This window comes from Paludibaculum fermentans (assembly GCF_051172195.1).
Taxonomy (GTDB): Bacteria; Acidobacteriota; Terriglobia; order Bryobacterales; family Bryobacteraceae; genus Paludibaculum; species Paludibaculum fermentans_A.
In genome coordinates, this window is record NZ_JBPJAQ010000001.1 from 2,735,450 (window position 1) to 2,750,446 (window position 14,997).

The window sequence follows — 14,997 nt, forward strand, 5'->3', positions numbered from 1 at the left end:
ATGTCAATCTCCTTGTAAATAAAAACGGCCGGCTTGGTGGCCGGCGCGATTTCAGGATAAAGGGCGGGTCAAGGGGAAAGGGGTGGTTTCGGCAAGCGGCTGATGATAATAAAGGATAAAAAGATTCTGAAGTCCTGTGAATGAAGACGGCTTAATGGGGAAAGTAGCGGAGAAGTGAGGTGAGTGCGTGGGGGGTGGTTGGCTGCCAAGATGAAAATGCCGCCATGTGGTGAACGATGTGCAGACTGAGTTGGTGCAGAAAACCGCCTCCTTCCAATATGCAAAGACTACTCGTGAAGTGCTAATTCGCAGAGGGAAATTCTCCCGGATGAGAATCCTAAGTAAATCACCTGCCGCAGCCGATTGATACCCGGGTACACAAAGAGAAATGAAGGACAGGGTCATCCATGTGCTTCTGATTGAGGACAATGCCATCGATGCGCTCTTTGTGCGGGGATCGCTTGTTGGGACATCCAATCCGACGTTCGAATTGCGGCGAGCAGACCGCCTCTCTACCGGCCTGAGTCAACTGGCGGAAGGGGGTGTCGATGCACTTCTTCTGGATCTTTACCTGCCTGATAGTGAGGGGCTCGAATCATTTCGAAGAGTACAAGCCGCTGCACCCGAGATACCCGTTGTGGTGTTGAGCAGCGAAGACAATGACGAAATGGCCATCGCCGCGGTGGCTGATGGCGCGCAGGATTATCTGGTGAAGGGGCATTACAGCACAGATCTACTTACGCGATCTCTTCGTTACGCTATCGAGCGGAAGCGGTCGCAACGGGTGTTGAACGAGTTAGCGGCACGGCTAACGCATCATGTTGAGAATTCCCCCATGGCGGTAATCGAATGGGGGGCAAACCTGGACGTCATTCGTTGGGCTGGGGAGGCCGAGCGGATGTTCGGTTGGACGCCAGAGGAAGTGCTGGGGAAACAATGGGGCGCCTTCCCATTGGTCTACGCCGGAGATGAGGCGCCTGTAGCGGAGATTTTCGCGAGGCTGTACTCGGGCGGAAATCAAAAGTGTTTTTCGGCCAACCGAAACTGCCGCAAGGACGGATCGGTGATTCATTGTGAATGGTATAACTCTTCACTGATGGACGCCCAGGGCAACCTGCGTTCGATCCTGTCGCTTGCATTGGATGTGACCGAGCGGAAGCACGCCGAGAAGGGGCTCAGCCTGGCCAACCAACAACTGCAGCGACTATCCACTGACTTGCTTCGTTCCCAGGATCATGAGAGGAGGCGAATCGCCCGCGAGCTACATGACAGCACCGCCCAGATTCTCGCGGCGCTGAGCATGAACCTCATCCGGCTGCAGAAGCCCGGAGGTGAACCACTGAAGAAGCAGGCGTTACTCGCGGAATCGATCGAATTGGCCGCCTCGAGTTCGCGGGAGATTCGGACAGTGACATATTTGCTGCATCCGCCGCTACTGGACGAGATTGGGCTGGTGAGTGCGTTGCAGGCTTATGCCGAGGGGTTCAACCAGCGTACAGGTATCGAGATTCAGCTGATCCTGCCGCCTGATTTCGGGCGGCTCGAGAGCGAGTTGGAATCGGCACTTTTCCGCATTGTGCAGGAGGGGCTGGCGAATGTCCACCGGCACTCGGGCAGTCCGTTGGCCATCATCCAGCTTGAGCGAAACCTCAAGGAAGTGTGTCTGGTATTGCAGGATCGTGGCTGCGGCCTTCCCTCGAACCTGACTGCCCCGGATAGTGGATATGTGGGGCTTGGCGTCGGCATCCTGGGGATGCGCGAGCGAGCAGATCAACTGGGCGGGCGACTCGAAATCACCTCAGCCGGCAATGGTACGAGAGTGACCGTGAAATTTCCTTTGGCTGTACAAAATGAACAACTTGCGCATATTAGTGGTTGATGATCACCAGCTTGTGAGAAGGGGTGTCGTCGCCGCGATTCGAGACGAGCGACCGGAGTGGGAGGTCTGCGGGGAAGCCTCGACCGGCCGTGAGGCGGTGGCCGCGGCGGAACGCCTTGACCCCGACATTGTTGTGATGGACATCTCCATGCCGGATATGAACGGACTGGATGCGACCCGGCAGATCCTGAAGGATAACCCACGACGGCAAGTCCTGATCCTCTCCATGCACGAATCGGAACAGATCCTGCATGATGTCCTAGAGTCCGGAGCGCGAGGTTATATTCTGAAGAGCGACGCGGGCACAGACTTGCTGGGTGCCCTGGATGCATTGCGCAACAACAAGACTTTCTTCACCTCCAAGATCGGGGATGTATTGCTACGCGGGTACCTGAAAGGCAATGGAGGAGAGAAGACAAGTCCGGGCAGCCTGGTAAGTCCTCGCGAGCGGGAGATTATTCAGTTGATCGCAGAAGGCAAAGCCAACAAGGAAGTGGCGACAACACTGAGTATCAGCGTAAAAACCGTTGAAACCCACAGGGCGCGGGCAATGGCCAAGCTGGATCTGCATTCAGTCAGCGACCTGGTGCGTTACGCGATTCGAAACGGCATCGTCGCGTGCTGACCGAATACGGCGCTTGCTCCCGGGCGGACTAAGAGGACGGACAACGGTCCGGCCTTGGGTCGCCTTTGTGAATTGACAAGGCGGGCGCGTTGACCTGTCTTCGATTCGCCGTCATCTAAGCGGGAGGCCTTTCGCGCAGCAAATCGCGCAGTGGCCAGGGTAACCCGGACACCGTGTACAGGATTGCATCCTGAGGATTCCGGGTTTGTACCGATTGAAGGGCGTGCCGCGATCGATGAAACTAGCAGGAGAGAAGAACATCGAATGGCATGCGCGATCCGGCGCGGAAGGGAGTACAGGTCCAAGCCGTATAGGATTATCAGTCGGGAATCACCGACAGAACGAGAGGCAAGCCTGAACCCGATTCCGGAATGCGGATGGGGATGGTGGCGTCATAGGGGAGACCAGGCATTCTGATGGTATGTTCTCCACCATTAATGACGATAATGTATTGCTTACTTCCGCTATTCGCTTTCAAAACACGGATGGATACCGGTCCCGGTTTCACGGAGAGCCTGAGGCTGCCCCCCTCGGCCGCCCCTTGTCCAATGGTTAGGGATTGTTCCGAGGCAGCCTCGACGTAATAGGACGCCTGGAGATTGCCGGAAATGGCGAGCCTACCGGAAGCCTGTTGAGCGCAGGCTGCTGAACAGCAACCGGCAACCAACAATGCCGCCAGCGGCCGGAGGACGAAGGCTGCAAAGTCATCGTTGATCGTCGCCTTCCAAATTGCCTTCATAGTGCCCTCCGCTACCACGCAGTGTGCTTCAAGTCTTCGCCATCTGCTCTCCTAGCCTATCAGGATCATGCCACGCCCTGGGATGTGGAGGGCCTGCATGGAGAAGCACGCCCGCCCCCAAGACCCGGCCCCCTTCCCCCCTTTGCCTGCACGAGAGCCTTGAAGAGTTGGCTGATCCGAGCTTGTTTGGCCTGACGGGCTAAGCCGAACGACCTAGAGCCCCAAGGGGGGGGCTGTACGTTTTGTAGAAGGCAGCCCTTCGGAGTAGATGCATATTCGTCCTGTCGAGAATCCTGGTTACCACTGATTGTAAGAAGCACTAAATCATCCAACAATAGCAATATAGGCGCAGTTGATTGCACCTAAATTGTAATCAGGAAAATAACAATGAAAAAGACTTTAGCAATGGCGGCCACGATCGTGATGATGCTCACGGCAACCGCTGGCGCCCAGACCACGAACAACGGCTCCCTGGCGCTGACCGGCCAGGTTGATGGATCCATTGTTCTTTCGTTTCATCAGAACACCTCCGGCGGGTTTACACTGTCCTCCGGCGACGGCACGGCAGCCGCGGGCGCCAGCCTCTCGACGGTTTCCATGTACGGCACAGGCGAGGGCCCCGTCGCCGGCAGCAATTTTGTGAAGAGCAACCAGTCTGACGGGTTCACGCTCAGCGGCCCGATGGATGTCCAGGTGGACAAGGCCAATATCACCTCGAGCGGCTATACCCTGACGGCGCAGCTGGCGAGTTCCGATAGCAGCGAGTGGACTCTCGGCGGAGCCTCCCTGAACAGCACGAACCCTGTGATGGTCGTCAGCAACGGTACGTACGCCACCAGGACGCCGTTGTCTTTGTCGGTGAAATTCCCGAGCAGCATGAATTCCGGCAGTGTCAGCAACACGATCAACTTCGTCGCCACTGCACAGTAATGCGCCGTATGGTGTGTACCCGCAGGCCCGTTCGCCCTACTTGTGACCGGGCCTGGTGCGCCACCAGTGTGATCCATCGGACCAGGCCAAGGCTGAACCACTCCATGCACTCTTTACCGCGGATACACGCGACACTCGCGTTGCTTCTGGTGCTTCCGCATGCAGTCGCCGCCGAGCAGCGACCAAGCACGCTGGCCCAGGCGATCGCGGCAGCCATCAACCGAGGAAGGCCGACCGTGACGATATTGGCCGCGGCTTCGGGCGCACCGATGCACGGGCTGGGGACGGCGAACCCCGCATTGTCATTCGGCCACACCTCTTACTATGCAGGGCGGTCGGCGCCGGGAGTTTCCCAGAGGAGCAGCGGCGGTTCGATCGTAATGACGACGCAATTCGCGCTGAAGGTGGACTGCAGCGACACCCAAGCCGTGCTGGTGGAGATTGAGATGACTTTGATCTCCCCGGATGCTTCCTACACGGTGATTGTGGACGGGGCTCCATTGTCCACGATGACGTCGGCCACCGTACAGCGCTGCGGTTCAGTGAGTGAGCACCGATTGGAGATTGAGGTACCAAAGACGAGGCCAGCAGGGCCCTTCGGGAGTACCGTTTCGTTTACCGCGATTGCCAGATAACGCCAAACCAAGGTGTCCAGATGACCACGAAGCCGTACCGATTCAATGCCTTTTGCCTATGCGTGCTGCAGTTTGCCGGCGCCGGGGTGCTCTACTCCCAGCAACCTGGGGTTGTCCCGCCAGCGGCGGCGCCGCAGCGCGCGACAATTGCGCTGTCACCCGCGGTCGCCATGTTGCGCATGAGGCCAGGCCAGAGCGTGACCCAGTCGTTTACCATCGCGAATCAGTTGCCGATGGAGATGCGATTTGCCATCGAGACGCAGGATGTAGTGGTGCTAGACGGAAAGCGCACATTTGTCCCCGCGGGGCAAGTTCCCCTGGGCATCGCGTTCAGTGCGATCGCCGCACCGTCCTCAGTGGTGGTGCCGGCCGGGCAGACGGTATCGGCGAGTGTGACGGTCACGGTTCCTCCAGAGACAGCCCAGCGTGCGGTGGTGGTGTTCTTCAAGGGGCAGATTGCTGCTCCAGATAAGGGTTCTGTCGGCTTCGGCGCATCACTGGGTGCGCTGATCACCTTCAACATTTCCAATGATTCCAACTTATCGGCGGGCGTCTTGACCGTCTCGCCGCAAACGAGCAGCGCCAACCTGGGCTTCTCGGTGGCCCTGGTCAACAACGGTGTCGAACCCGTGGTGCCCAAGGGCGTCATCGCAATTCTGGATGAACAGGGGAAGCGCATAGCCAAGGCCGCTTTTGAGCCACACCGTCTATTGCCGGGGGAGCGGGGTCAGTTCGCCACGTTCAGTCCCGCGGTGCTGAAACCGGGGCGCTATCGAACGTTGTCGTCTTTTGAGTATGAAGGGAAAGTCCTGACCAATGCCGGGGAATTTACCGTTTCCGAGTAGATGGGTATCCCTTCTGTGGCTGGCCATCGGGTGTGGCGGGCTTGATGCGCAAACGTACAGAGTGGAGGCGCACAAGACCATTAGCATCACCGTGGCTGGTGTGACTGCAGCATACTCGCTGGATTCGACGTACGCCGAAGCCAGCGCGGAGAACGGGCTGGTGATGGTTTCGGGAAGGATTGCCGGAGCCACGCATGTGATGGTGGTGACGGCATCCGGCGCGCAGGCTTACGAAATCCTGGTGATCAATGCGCCTGCGAGGCCGAGAACAGATTCGCTGAACCCGCTGAATGTGAATTTAGGGATCGAGAATGGCTATTCGGAGTCGAGGTACGCGTCCTCGCCCAGCCAGGTGCAGAGTACACTCGACCTCTCACGACGCCAGGGCGATACAAACACCCACCTCCATATTGTGGGCACCCGCCAATTGGGGCCGCTCTCGAGTGACCAGGACAGAACCGCACTCTCATCTGCTTCGTACCAAATAACGACGGCGCGCCGCGATGTCACCATCCTGGATCAATATGTGCAGGAATCGCCGTTGGGCATCGCTGGTTCCATCGTGCGCGGGATACATATTCGCCAGGATGGTTGGCTGCTGCATGCGGGCTACACGTCGGTAGCGTCGTTTGAAGGACTATTCCTTCCGACATGCGCGGAGGGAGTCGTTGAGGTGGGGTATCGAAAGCCATTGACAGAGCATTCCTCCCTCACCGCTTCGTTCAACCACTTCAGCGTGCCTTCCTCTGATGCGGTGGGGCGCTCAGGCAGTGTTGGTGTGGTGACGTACGATTACACCTCCGGCGAGGCGCTGCGGGTGAGTGCGGACGTAGGGTTGAGCCGGGGCGTCGGTGCATCCGCGCGACTGGACTACCGCGGTGATCGCGATACGGTCCGAGGCAGCTTTCGTTATGCTCCGTCGACGTTTGCCTCACTGGGCGCCAACAACGTCAAGGGGTTCCATTCGGACCTTTCCTGGACGCGCAAGCTGGTGGGCAGACTCTCCAGCGAAGTGACGCTTTACGGTAACCGCCTGGCGCTACCCGGCCTGCAGCAAACCACGATGACGGCCGCCGCCAAATTGCAGTACCTGATTGGAGGCCACTGGTCGGTCTTTGGGGGTGCGACCGGCTCGACATACAAGACCGCCATTCCTCCTCGTCCGCCGGTGAGCAACGTGAGTGCGCCAGCCGGGCTCAGCTTCAACTCCCGTCATTTCGGGGCCCAGGGGCAGTACCAGTTTTCCGAGGTGTCCAAACAGGACGCGGGCGGGCACCAGTTCCGTGCCTCGGTCCACGGGGGTGGAGGCGGACTTTCGGTCTCAGCATTCGCCGAAAGGCAGACCCACGCGCCCACGCTTTCTTTTCTGCTGGACCAGGCGCACGGTTTGCGGCAGGCGATCGAATTGCTGGGCATACAGGCAACCACCATCGAGCAGGTCGACAGCCTGCTCAGGGACAGTGCGTATCTGTTCGCTGCCGGCTATATTCAGGGCGCCACGGTGAACATCGCGCCGGTGCGCAGCCAGGTGGGCGGGACGCTGGCCTGGAACGGCCGCGGGCGCAAGCCCCAGGTGAGCTACAACTTCCTCTATAACGACAATCAAGATCTGATCGGTAGCACGAGGAGTACGATTCATTCGGTTGTGGGAACGCAGAGAATTGGCACGGAGGAGTTTTCTGCTTCCTACTCCGTAGCGGGCATGAAGTTGCCAGGATTGATGCCCATCTACCGGCCGGTATTCTCGGTAGCCTGGCGACACCCGCTGAATTCTGTTCCTTCGTTTATCATCCCTGAGCGCCATGGCTCCATCTCAGGTACGGTGTTTCGCGACGACAACTCGAGGGGCGCCTACGAGACCGGGATGCAGGGCATGGCGGATGTTCAATTGGTGCTGGATGGGTCGCGGCGCACGCGAACGGCCGCAGACGGGTCGTTCCGGTTCCTGCGAGTGCCGGTTGGGCGGCACAGCGTGGCCGTGTCCTACCGGGCCGACCGGCCGACCTTTTTCTCGACACAGTCGGATGTGGAGGTGGGTGAAGACGGGACCGTCAACTTCGGAATCGGATTCTCGCTTTCCGGTCTCATCGGCCGAGTCGCGAACGATGCTGGGGAAGGAGTGACAGGCGTAAGCGTGTCGGTGCGGAACCAGGACCGGCGGTGGACGGCGACTACGAACGGCGATGGCGGCTTCTTTGTGCGGCAGCTTTCCGAGGGCATCTACGAGGTGGAAATCGACGCGGACTCGATTCCGGCGGGTTATCTGACAGCGCAGTTGGAGGCCCAGCGCGTAAAGGTAGAGCTCGCGGAACCTGGCAGGGCGGAGTTTGCCGTGCGTGCGCTGCGATCGATTGGCGGGCGCGTATTTGCCTTTGATGCGGCAGCTGCCAAGGTTCGTCCGGTTGCGGGCAAAGTGGTGACGCTCAAGGAGCCTGACAAGACCAGCACGACGGATGTCGAGGGTCGATATTTGTTTCGGGACCTGGCTGCCGGCTCGTATACGGTTGTGGTGGAGGCAGGGGCACGCCTGGTTACCAGCCGGGTGAGTCTTCCGGCGTCCCCACTGGCGCTCTCCAGCGTTGATCTCCAGATCACTGACGTGCCGCAGGAGCGAGTTCCACCCGCGCCAGAGCTGAAAGGCCCCGTCGAAGGCCGAATCCTGGCGAGCCCTGTGCGACGCGAAACGAAACCCGCGCCACCCACAGTGGACGCCAGGCCACCGGCAGTCAGCCAGCCGACGGCGGTTGCGGCAGGAAGCGCGGCTGGAGCCGCGGCTGCGAGGCAGCATGATCGCGTGGGACGACAGAAACTGGCGTCCGGGCAATATCAGGCAGCGATCGCGGAACTGGGCGAAGCGATTCGAATGGAGCCGGGGTATGCTCTTGCGTACAACGCCCGCGGGTTCGCCTGGTACTTGTTGCACGACTTGAGCAGCGCCATTGCGGACCTCGACCGGGCTATCGCCCTGAACCCGAATTATGCGAATGCCTATCGCAACCGGGCGGTTGTGCGAAAGGCAGCAGGGGATCTTCCAGGAGCAGAAGCGGACCGCCGCCGTGAGGCGATGATCATGGCGGGGGAGCCTGATCTCGCGAAGAAGAAGAAGCGGAACTGAAGTCTTGGGCCGCTAGCGGCGGTTCAGACTGCACAGCGATGGAAGACGCGACTCCGTGGCGGATACGGAAGATCGGACACAGGAGAAAGACATGACGAATAGCAAGCTGATACTCTTAGCGGTTCTCGCACTGGGACTTGGAGGGGCGGCCCACGCGCAGCAGTCGGGCGGCGGGTCGGTCGCGATCACGGGTGAGGTCCAGGGATCCATCGCCTTGTATTTCTGGCAGGATCCGACAGGGTATCAATTGAGCGAAGGCGGGGCTAGCACCCTGGTCGAGATTGGCGATGTATCGGCCTATGGAACCCCAAACGGCCTGCTCGCCAACAGGTTCACAAAAGGGATGCAGAGTGATGGTTTCTACCTGAGCACGCCTTTTCTGGTGCAAGTTCTGCGGGCCAACCTTCCCTCCAGCACCGGCTACACACTGACTGCCCAATTGGGCGACGACGATGACACCATGTGGGTGATTGATGGCAACCTGCTGAGTACCACGCCGGTTTTGATTTCAGCCACCGAAGCCTACACGACCAAACGCCAGCACGTTCTATTCGTGAAGTTTCCATTCTCAAAGGCAGCGGGGGGACTGAGCGACACCATCACCTTCACGGCAACAGCGAACTGAAGGACAGCTAGACGCGGACTCAGGTACGTCACGGGAGCTTTCAGGCTGGATTCTGCTATCGGCCTATTGCCCGAGGTCGTGCGGACCCAAGCCGAGGCTGGTCAGATGCTCACAGAGGGGGCCTCAGCATCACTGGCAGATCCGGGAGAGTGCGGTGCTGTTGGGATCCAGACAGCCTGGGGCTATCGATCCTGGGATGGCGCGTGGCAGGAGTTGATCCGATCACCGCGCTGCGAGACGAGTGAAGCGCAACAGCAAGGCGCTGATGGCGAGATGCGGTGGGACGCGTATTTCGCGCCAGGCTGCTTGGGGATACTGCCATCAACTTATCTTCCTGAACCTGACGCCTTTTGCGCCAAAGTTTGAGATCTGGAAGCCGGTGATCTGGTGGTTTCCGTCTCTAGTAAATTCCACCTCAACCGGAAACTCGATTCTTCCTTGAAACCTATCCTTGGCTGCCGCGGTCAGTTCAACATCACCGATGCGGCTATGCGAGAAGATCAACTTGCCGGCTGCCGCTTTCACCTGATAAGTTGCAGAAAGTTCCTGGCTGTGGAACTCCCCTTCAAAATCCCTCAAGTTTGCAGGGCGGGTTTCGGCCGGTTCTGGCGTTTTGCCGACAGTGGTAGGGGCAACCGAAGGCGACCGCTCTTTCAGGTGGTCCTTGAGGTAGTAACCAGCGATGGTCAGTCCGGACTTGAGGATTTCGTAGTGCTCATCGTTGCTCAGGGTGATGATGGATAGCTTTTTTTCCGGAAAGCGTACCAGGTAGGATCGGAAGCCGGCGTCGTGGCCACCATGGTTCAGGAGAGTGACGCCTCTGTAGTTTCTGATGATCTGGCCCTTGGCGTGGTAGTTCGTCTCGCCCTCAATGACAGCATAAACAGCAGGCTCCCCATTGTCCAACAGCGATGGCGCATTGAACCGCGCCAGCAGTGCAGAGTCGCCGACCACTGGTGTTTCAAAGTTCAGGGTCCATTTTGCCAGATCCTCCACGGTTGTCAGGAGGCTGGTTGCTCCGACATTGGAGTAGTTCAGGTTCTTCTTTTGGTAGATCTGGTTTTCCAGTTCATAGGAATAGGCCCTGTTTTTTACTATTTTATTGAAATCGTCATAGAACTGTGTTTCGGCCATACCGAGAGGGCTAAAGATATTCTCCCGGGTAAACTCCGCGAGCGTCTGCCCGCTCACCCGCCTGACGACTTCGGCTAAGAGCGTGTAGCCAGAATTGCTGTAGCCAAATGCGGTGCCTGGCTCGAAGTTGAACTCCCGCTGTTTCCTGAGGATGTTGAGGATGTGATCCGTCGTGATAATGTCGTCCATCCGCCACCCGGCCAGGGTGAGGAGAGCCCACTGATCCCGGATGCCGCTTGTGTGCGCGAGGAGGTGCTTCAGCTTGACCGGTCGACCCAGGCCGGGCATCTCCGGGATGTGTTTTCTGAGATCATCCTCGAGCGAGAGCTTACCCTGTCTCTCCAGTAAATAGATGGAGAACGCGGTGAACTGTTTCGACACCGAGGCAATGTGGAAGACGGTCCTCGGGGTGATGGGAATGCCATATTCCAGGTTGGCTGTTCCATACCCTTTCTTGAAGATGACCCCTCCGTCCTTGACAATCGCGACTGCCACGCCGGGGGTGTTGGAGTTATAAGCCGAGAAGAGCTCGTCTATCTTGTGACCGATCGGGTCCTCTGCTGGTTGCCCATAGAGAGCGCTGCCCGCGGAGGCTATGAGGACTGCGAGCAAGAGCAGAAGTTGTGCCGGAATTCGGTGTGTGTTCATGGTGGTGTGGAGGACTATTCAATGGCGCAGTCAGTGGATGACTGGCTTGGGGGCAGGCTGTCCAGCTTGGGGGATTCCTGTCCAGCGCGACGAGGTCCGGATTGGAGAGAAGGGTGGACAGCAGAGATATCCTCCACCAGGCTGGCGGTGTCGCGGTGTGGATTCATGGAACATTTGGCCGACAGAGGCGGAGTCGAGCGGTCATTGTTGAGCCCAGCAGAATTGACGTGACAGGAGACTAAACGTTTGATGCCGTGATGCTTGTGGGGCTTCTGCCACCGATTGATATGATGAAGGCCAGCCAGTCAATCACTCCGATTTCGGGAGATTGGGACTTGCCCAACGGGAAGGGATGGTGATCATGACGTCCCACATCTCAGTTTTCACCCTGCCGATGGGGCTTGTCCTGATTTGCGCCCTGGTCACTCCTGCTTCCGCGACGGGTGCCCAGGAGCCTACTCCCTCCTTCGCGCAACGCAGCCCATTTGAGACCGTTCCCGAACCACTGCGGTCCCGGCCGGCAAAGGCCTCCGGGCCAGCCATCGTGGCGGTCGAATTCCGCGGCGCGGCGCGCCAGCCGCAGTCTGCTTTGCGTGTTCTGATTGCCTCCCGTGCGGGCGGCCCCTGCGATCCTGAGACTCTGCGCCGCGACGCGCTGGCGTTGAATAGCACCGGCCGTTTCTCCGATGTCGGCTGGGAAATCGAGGAGAGCCGCTCAGGCCCGATCGTGCGTTTCGTCGTCGTCGAGCGGCCCGTGATCCAGGCCATTGAATTCCGGGGCAGCGACGCAGTGACCCTTCCGGAGATCCTGGAACGGTTTGCGCAGCAGAAGGTCAATCTCCGGGTAGAGACGCTGTTGCAGGAAACTGAACTCGCGCGGGCGGCAGCGACAGTCCGGGCCCTGGTGGCTGAGCGGGGCCGCAGACAAATCGCGGTCTCCCCCTATGTGGAGCCGATCTGGCCGGCATCCGGTGTTCAGAAGTGGCCGCCTGCAGCCGTGAAGATCATCTTCCGAGCTGAGGAGCAGTTGCTGCCATAGCTCCGCCGTCACGGTCCGGCCCGGCTTCCAGGAGCCCCGGTCATACTGTGCGGCCGGTAGCCTCCGCAAATGCATCGGCAAGCACGGAGAGTCCTTCGCGCATCGCCTCTTCGGTGATCACCAGGGGCGGTGCAATCTTGACCGTCGCCCCGCCGTAGCCTACCGGACTGAAGAGCAGCAAGCCGCTCTCGACGCAGCGCCGTACTACTGTCCAGGCCAGATCGCCATCGGGCTCCTTCGTTCCGGGCCTCACGCAGGCCAGGCCGGCTACCAGTCCTTTGCCTGCCACGGCGCCGATTTGCGGAAACCGCACCTTCAACGCCTCCAACTGCTGGTGCAGGATTGCGCCCACGCGGCGCGCGTTTTCCGTAAGGTCCTCCCGCATCAGAATATCCACGGAAGCCAGGGCCGCCTCGCAGCAGAGTGGATTGCCCGTGTGCGTGGAGGTCATGCTGCCGGCGGCCGGCAGGTCGAGGATTTCCGGCCGGCCCGCCACGGCCGAGATGGGTAGAGAGCTCGAGATGCCCTTGCCAAATGTCGCCAAATCCGGCACTACGCCGTAGTGTTCGAAGCCCCAGAGACGCCCGGTGCGCCCGAAGCCGGCCTGTACTTCGTCGCACACCAGCAGCGCGCCGTTCTGGGTGCACCAGCGCCGGAGAGCCTGCATGTACTCCACGGGAGCAAAGGCCGCGCTGCCGCCCTGATAGGTTTCCAGGATTACCCCCGCCACCGACTGGGGTGCGACTGACAGTTGCTCCAATGCCCGCGTGAAGCCGCCAAAGGACGAGTCCTCGGTGCGGAAGCCGTCGGGGAAGGGGACCTGAACAAAGCCCGGATCCAAATGACCGATCCAAGCTTTCAGAGCCGGAATTCCGCCGGCCTGCTGCGAGCCGAGTGTGCGGCCGTGAAACGCGTTGTCGAACGACACAATCACATGGCGTCCGGAAGACTGTCCATGGATGCGGCAAAGTTTGATGGCGCACTCTACGGCTTCGGATCCCGTGGTCAGCAGGAAGACCTTTTTGAGCGGTTCAGGCAGCAGCCCGGCGAGCCGCTCCACCAGCCGCGCGCGGCTCTCGCTGGGGAAACAGTAGCTTGTGAGCAGGTGCGCATCCGCCTGGCGCTTGATCGCCTCGACGATCTCGCGCCGGCCATGGCCCGCGTTGGTGATCAAGACACCGGACGACCAGTCGAGCCAGCGGTTGCCCCAACGGTCGAAGACCTGGAACCCTTCGGCGCGATCCCAGATCACGGGCGGCTGGCCGCGCATCGCCTGTGGTTCGTACTCGTGCAACCGATTGAGGATGGGGATGGATTCCGGTACAGGGAACTCCGTCGCGATGCGCCGGAACTGAGTCTCGACCGTGGGCACACGTCGAGCGATGGTGCTGTATTCTCTTGCCATGTGTTTAAAATGCCGCGGGCGTCAGGCTGCCGGCGGATGGTCCATAATCTGTTCGTTTTTGCGGTCCCAGAACATTTTGCGGCCTTCGCGATAGCTGCGATTGGCCATCACCACGGCCACCGCATGGGCGAAGCCCGTCTCGATGCTGCCGTTGGGTGTTTTGCGGTTTCGCATGCACTCCAGCCAGTTGTCGGTGTGGTACTTCAGATTGTCGTCCTGGTCGACGGGCGCGAGTTCCGTTGTGCCCGGCAGCAGCAAGGGTTCCGGCTTCCCCTTCCCCTTGTGCAGGTCGAACACCACGTTGGACCCCCAGGCGCTGCGGGTCTCTTCCTGAAACCACCACTGAGGACTGCCCTCGCCGCCGGGCGAGTAGAGGGTACCCTTCGTCCCGCGGATGATCGTGTGGTCGCCATAGGAGTTGCCGAAGGTGGTGCTGTAAGTGTAGAGCACCTGCTTCTCCTGGAACGTCGAAGACATCATCATGGTGTCCGGGTTTTCCCGTACGTCGTGCCAGGCGAAGATGCCGCCGTTGGCCATGGTGTCGTCGGGAATGAACGTATCCAGATAGAAGTGGGCGAGACCGGAGCCATGGCTGTACCACTGGTCTGTGATGCCGCCGGAGAAGTCCTTGAAGATGCGGAATTCGAAGTAGACGCGGGGGTTGAAGGGCCGATACGGGCGCCCCATCAGCCAGCGCTTCCAATCTGTGTCCTCTTCCCGGATGGCGGCGATATCCGGGTTTTTCGGCACATGCCAGCGCGGGCCGCTGAAGTTCCAGCTTTGGTCGATGGCCACGATTTTGCCGAGCTTGCCGCCGCGGATGAAGTCGCGGACCAGTTGCTGATAGGGATCACTCAACCACTGCGACCCCATCTGCGCCACTCGTCCGCTGCCGCGTACCGCGTCGCGAGCCAGTTTGGCGTCTTCCAGCGTGTTGGCCATCGGCTTTTCGCAGTAGCAATCCTTGCCGGCCTTCACGACTTCGGCGAGGAGGCGCGCGTGCTGGTGGTCGCCGGTGCCCAGCATGACGGCGTCCAGTTCGGGATCGGCCAGGAGTTCTTCCGAGTACTTGAAGGTTTTTGGCTTCATGCCGAACAGGCGTTGCGCGTCGTCCGCCGCGCGCTCACGGTTCACCGACCAGAGATCGCAGACGCTGCGGAAATCAAACTTCGGATCCGTGGCCAGCGATTTCTTGAGCATCTTGCGGTGGCCTGACGCGCGGTGCCCGCAGCCGATTGCGCCGATCTGAATGCGGTCGTTCGCGCCGGGAATCCGTGAATAGGATAGAGCGGTGGTGGGCAGAGCCGCAGCCGCCGCCGCGCCCACGAAGCCCCTTCTGGTAACTCCGTACTTCATTGCGGACCTCCTTCGAAATCGC

Annotated in this window: 12 protein-coding genes; 8 read left to right on the top strand and 4 right to left on the bottom strand. The window is 59.9% G+C overall.

Going from position 1 to position 14,997, the window contains the following annotated elements:
• Positions 1-388: 388 nt before the first annotated feature.
• Positions 389-1,879 (top strand): PAS domain S-box protein, encoded by a 1,491-nt coding sequence (locus ACR9Y2_RS11235; RefSeq protein ID WP_435041344.1) that lies wholly within the window; start codon positions 389-391, stop codon positions 1,877-1,879.
• Complete coding sequence (locus tag ACR9Y2_RS11240; protein ID WP_435041345.1) at positions 1,851-2,504, top strand: response regulator; 654 nt, start codon at positions 1,851-1,853, stop codon at positions 2,502-2,504. The genes ACR9Y2_RS11235 and ACR9Y2_RS11240 overlap by 29 nt, the downstream gene beginning before the upstream one ends.
• A gap of 319 nt (positions 2,505-2,823) precedes the next feature.
• On the opposite strand, the gene ACR9Y2_RS11245 is transcribed toward ACR9Y2_RS11240, so the two are convergent.
• The gene (locus ACR9Y2_RS11245; protein WP_435041346.1) at positions 2,824-3,243 is read right to left on the bottom strand and encodes a hypothetical protein; all 420 of its coding nucleotides are present in this window, start codon (positions 3,241-3,243) and stop codon (positions 2,824-2,826) included.
• A 387-nt stretch (positions 3,244-3,630) separates the two neighbouring features.
• On the opposite strand from ACR9Y2_RS11245, the gene ACR9Y2_RS11250 reads away from it, so the two are divergent.
• The 5 genes from ACR9Y2_RS11250 to ACR9Y2_RS11270 all read left to right on the top strand — a co-directional run bounded on the left by ACR9Y2_RS11250 (position 3,631) and on the right by ACR9Y2_RS11270 (position 9,393).
• Positions 3,631-4,173: a hypothetical protein gene (locus ACR9Y2_RS11250; protein ID WP_435041347.1), complete on the top strand. Its 543-nt coding sequence runs from the start codon at positions 3,631-3,633 to the stop codon at positions 4,171-4,173.
• A 236-nt stretch (positions 4,174-4,409) separates the two neighbouring features.
• Entirely contained in the window at positions 4,410-4,808 is a 399-nt protein-coding gene (locus ACR9Y2_RS11255; RefSeq protein WP_435041348.1) for a hypothetical protein, read from the top strand.
• Between the two features lie 20 nt (positions 4,809-4,828).
• A complete protein-coding gene (locus ACR9Y2_RS11260; RefSeq protein WP_435041349.1) occupies positions 4,829-5,653 on the top strand; it encodes a hypothetical protein in 825 nt (274 codons plus the stop codon).
• A gap of 100 nt (positions 5,654-5,753) precedes the next feature.
• Positions 5,754-8,768 (top strand): hypothetical protein, encoded by a 3,015-nt coding sequence (locus ACR9Y2_RS11265; RefSeq protein WP_435041351.1) that lies wholly within the window; start codon positions 5,754-5,756, stop codon positions 8,766-8,768.
• 55 nt (positions 8,769-8,823) lie between these two features.
• A complete protein-coding gene (locus ACR9Y2_RS11270; protein WP_435041352.1) occupies positions 8,824-9,393 on the top strand; it encodes a hypothetical protein in 570 nt (189 codons plus the stop codon).
• A 321-nt stretch (positions 9,394-9,714) separates the two neighbouring features.
• On the opposite strand, the gene ACR9Y2_RS11275 is transcribed toward ACR9Y2_RS11270, so the two are convergent.
• Entirely contained in the window at positions 9,715-11,175 is a 1,461-nt protein-coding gene (locus ACR9Y2_RS11275; RefSeq protein WP_435041353.1) for a serine hydrolase domain-containing protein, read from the bottom strand.
• A gap of 361 nt (positions 11,176-11,536) precedes the next feature.
• On the opposite strand from ACR9Y2_RS11275, the gene ACR9Y2_RS11280 reads away from it, so the two are divergent.
• On the top strand, positions 11,537-12,214 hold the full coding sequence (locus ACR9Y2_RS11280; RefSeq protein ID WP_435041355.1) for a hypothetical protein: 678 nt from the start codon (positions 11,537-11,539) through the stop codon (positions 12,212-12,214).
• A 40-nt stretch (positions 12,215-12,254) separates the two neighbouring features.
• Here the strand turns inward: ACR9Y2_RS11280 and ACR9Y2_RS11285 are convergent, their stop codons facing one another.
• Both ACR9Y2_RS11285 and ACR9Y2_RS11290 read right to left on the bottom strand, forming a co-directional pair.
• A complete protein-coding gene (locus ACR9Y2_RS11285; protein ID WP_435041356.1) occupies positions 12,255-13,619 on the bottom strand; it encodes an aspartate aminotransferase family protein in 1,365 nt (454 codons plus the stop codon).
• Positions 13,620-13,640: 21 nt separating this feature from the next.
• Positions 13,641-14,975: a Gfo/Idh/MocA family protein gene (locus ACR9Y2_RS11290; RefSeq protein WP_435041357.1), complete on the bottom strand. Its 1,335-nt coding sequence runs from the start codon at positions 14,973-14,975 to the stop codon at positions 13,641-13,643.
• Between the last annotated feature and the right edge of the window lie 22 nt (positions 14,976-14,997).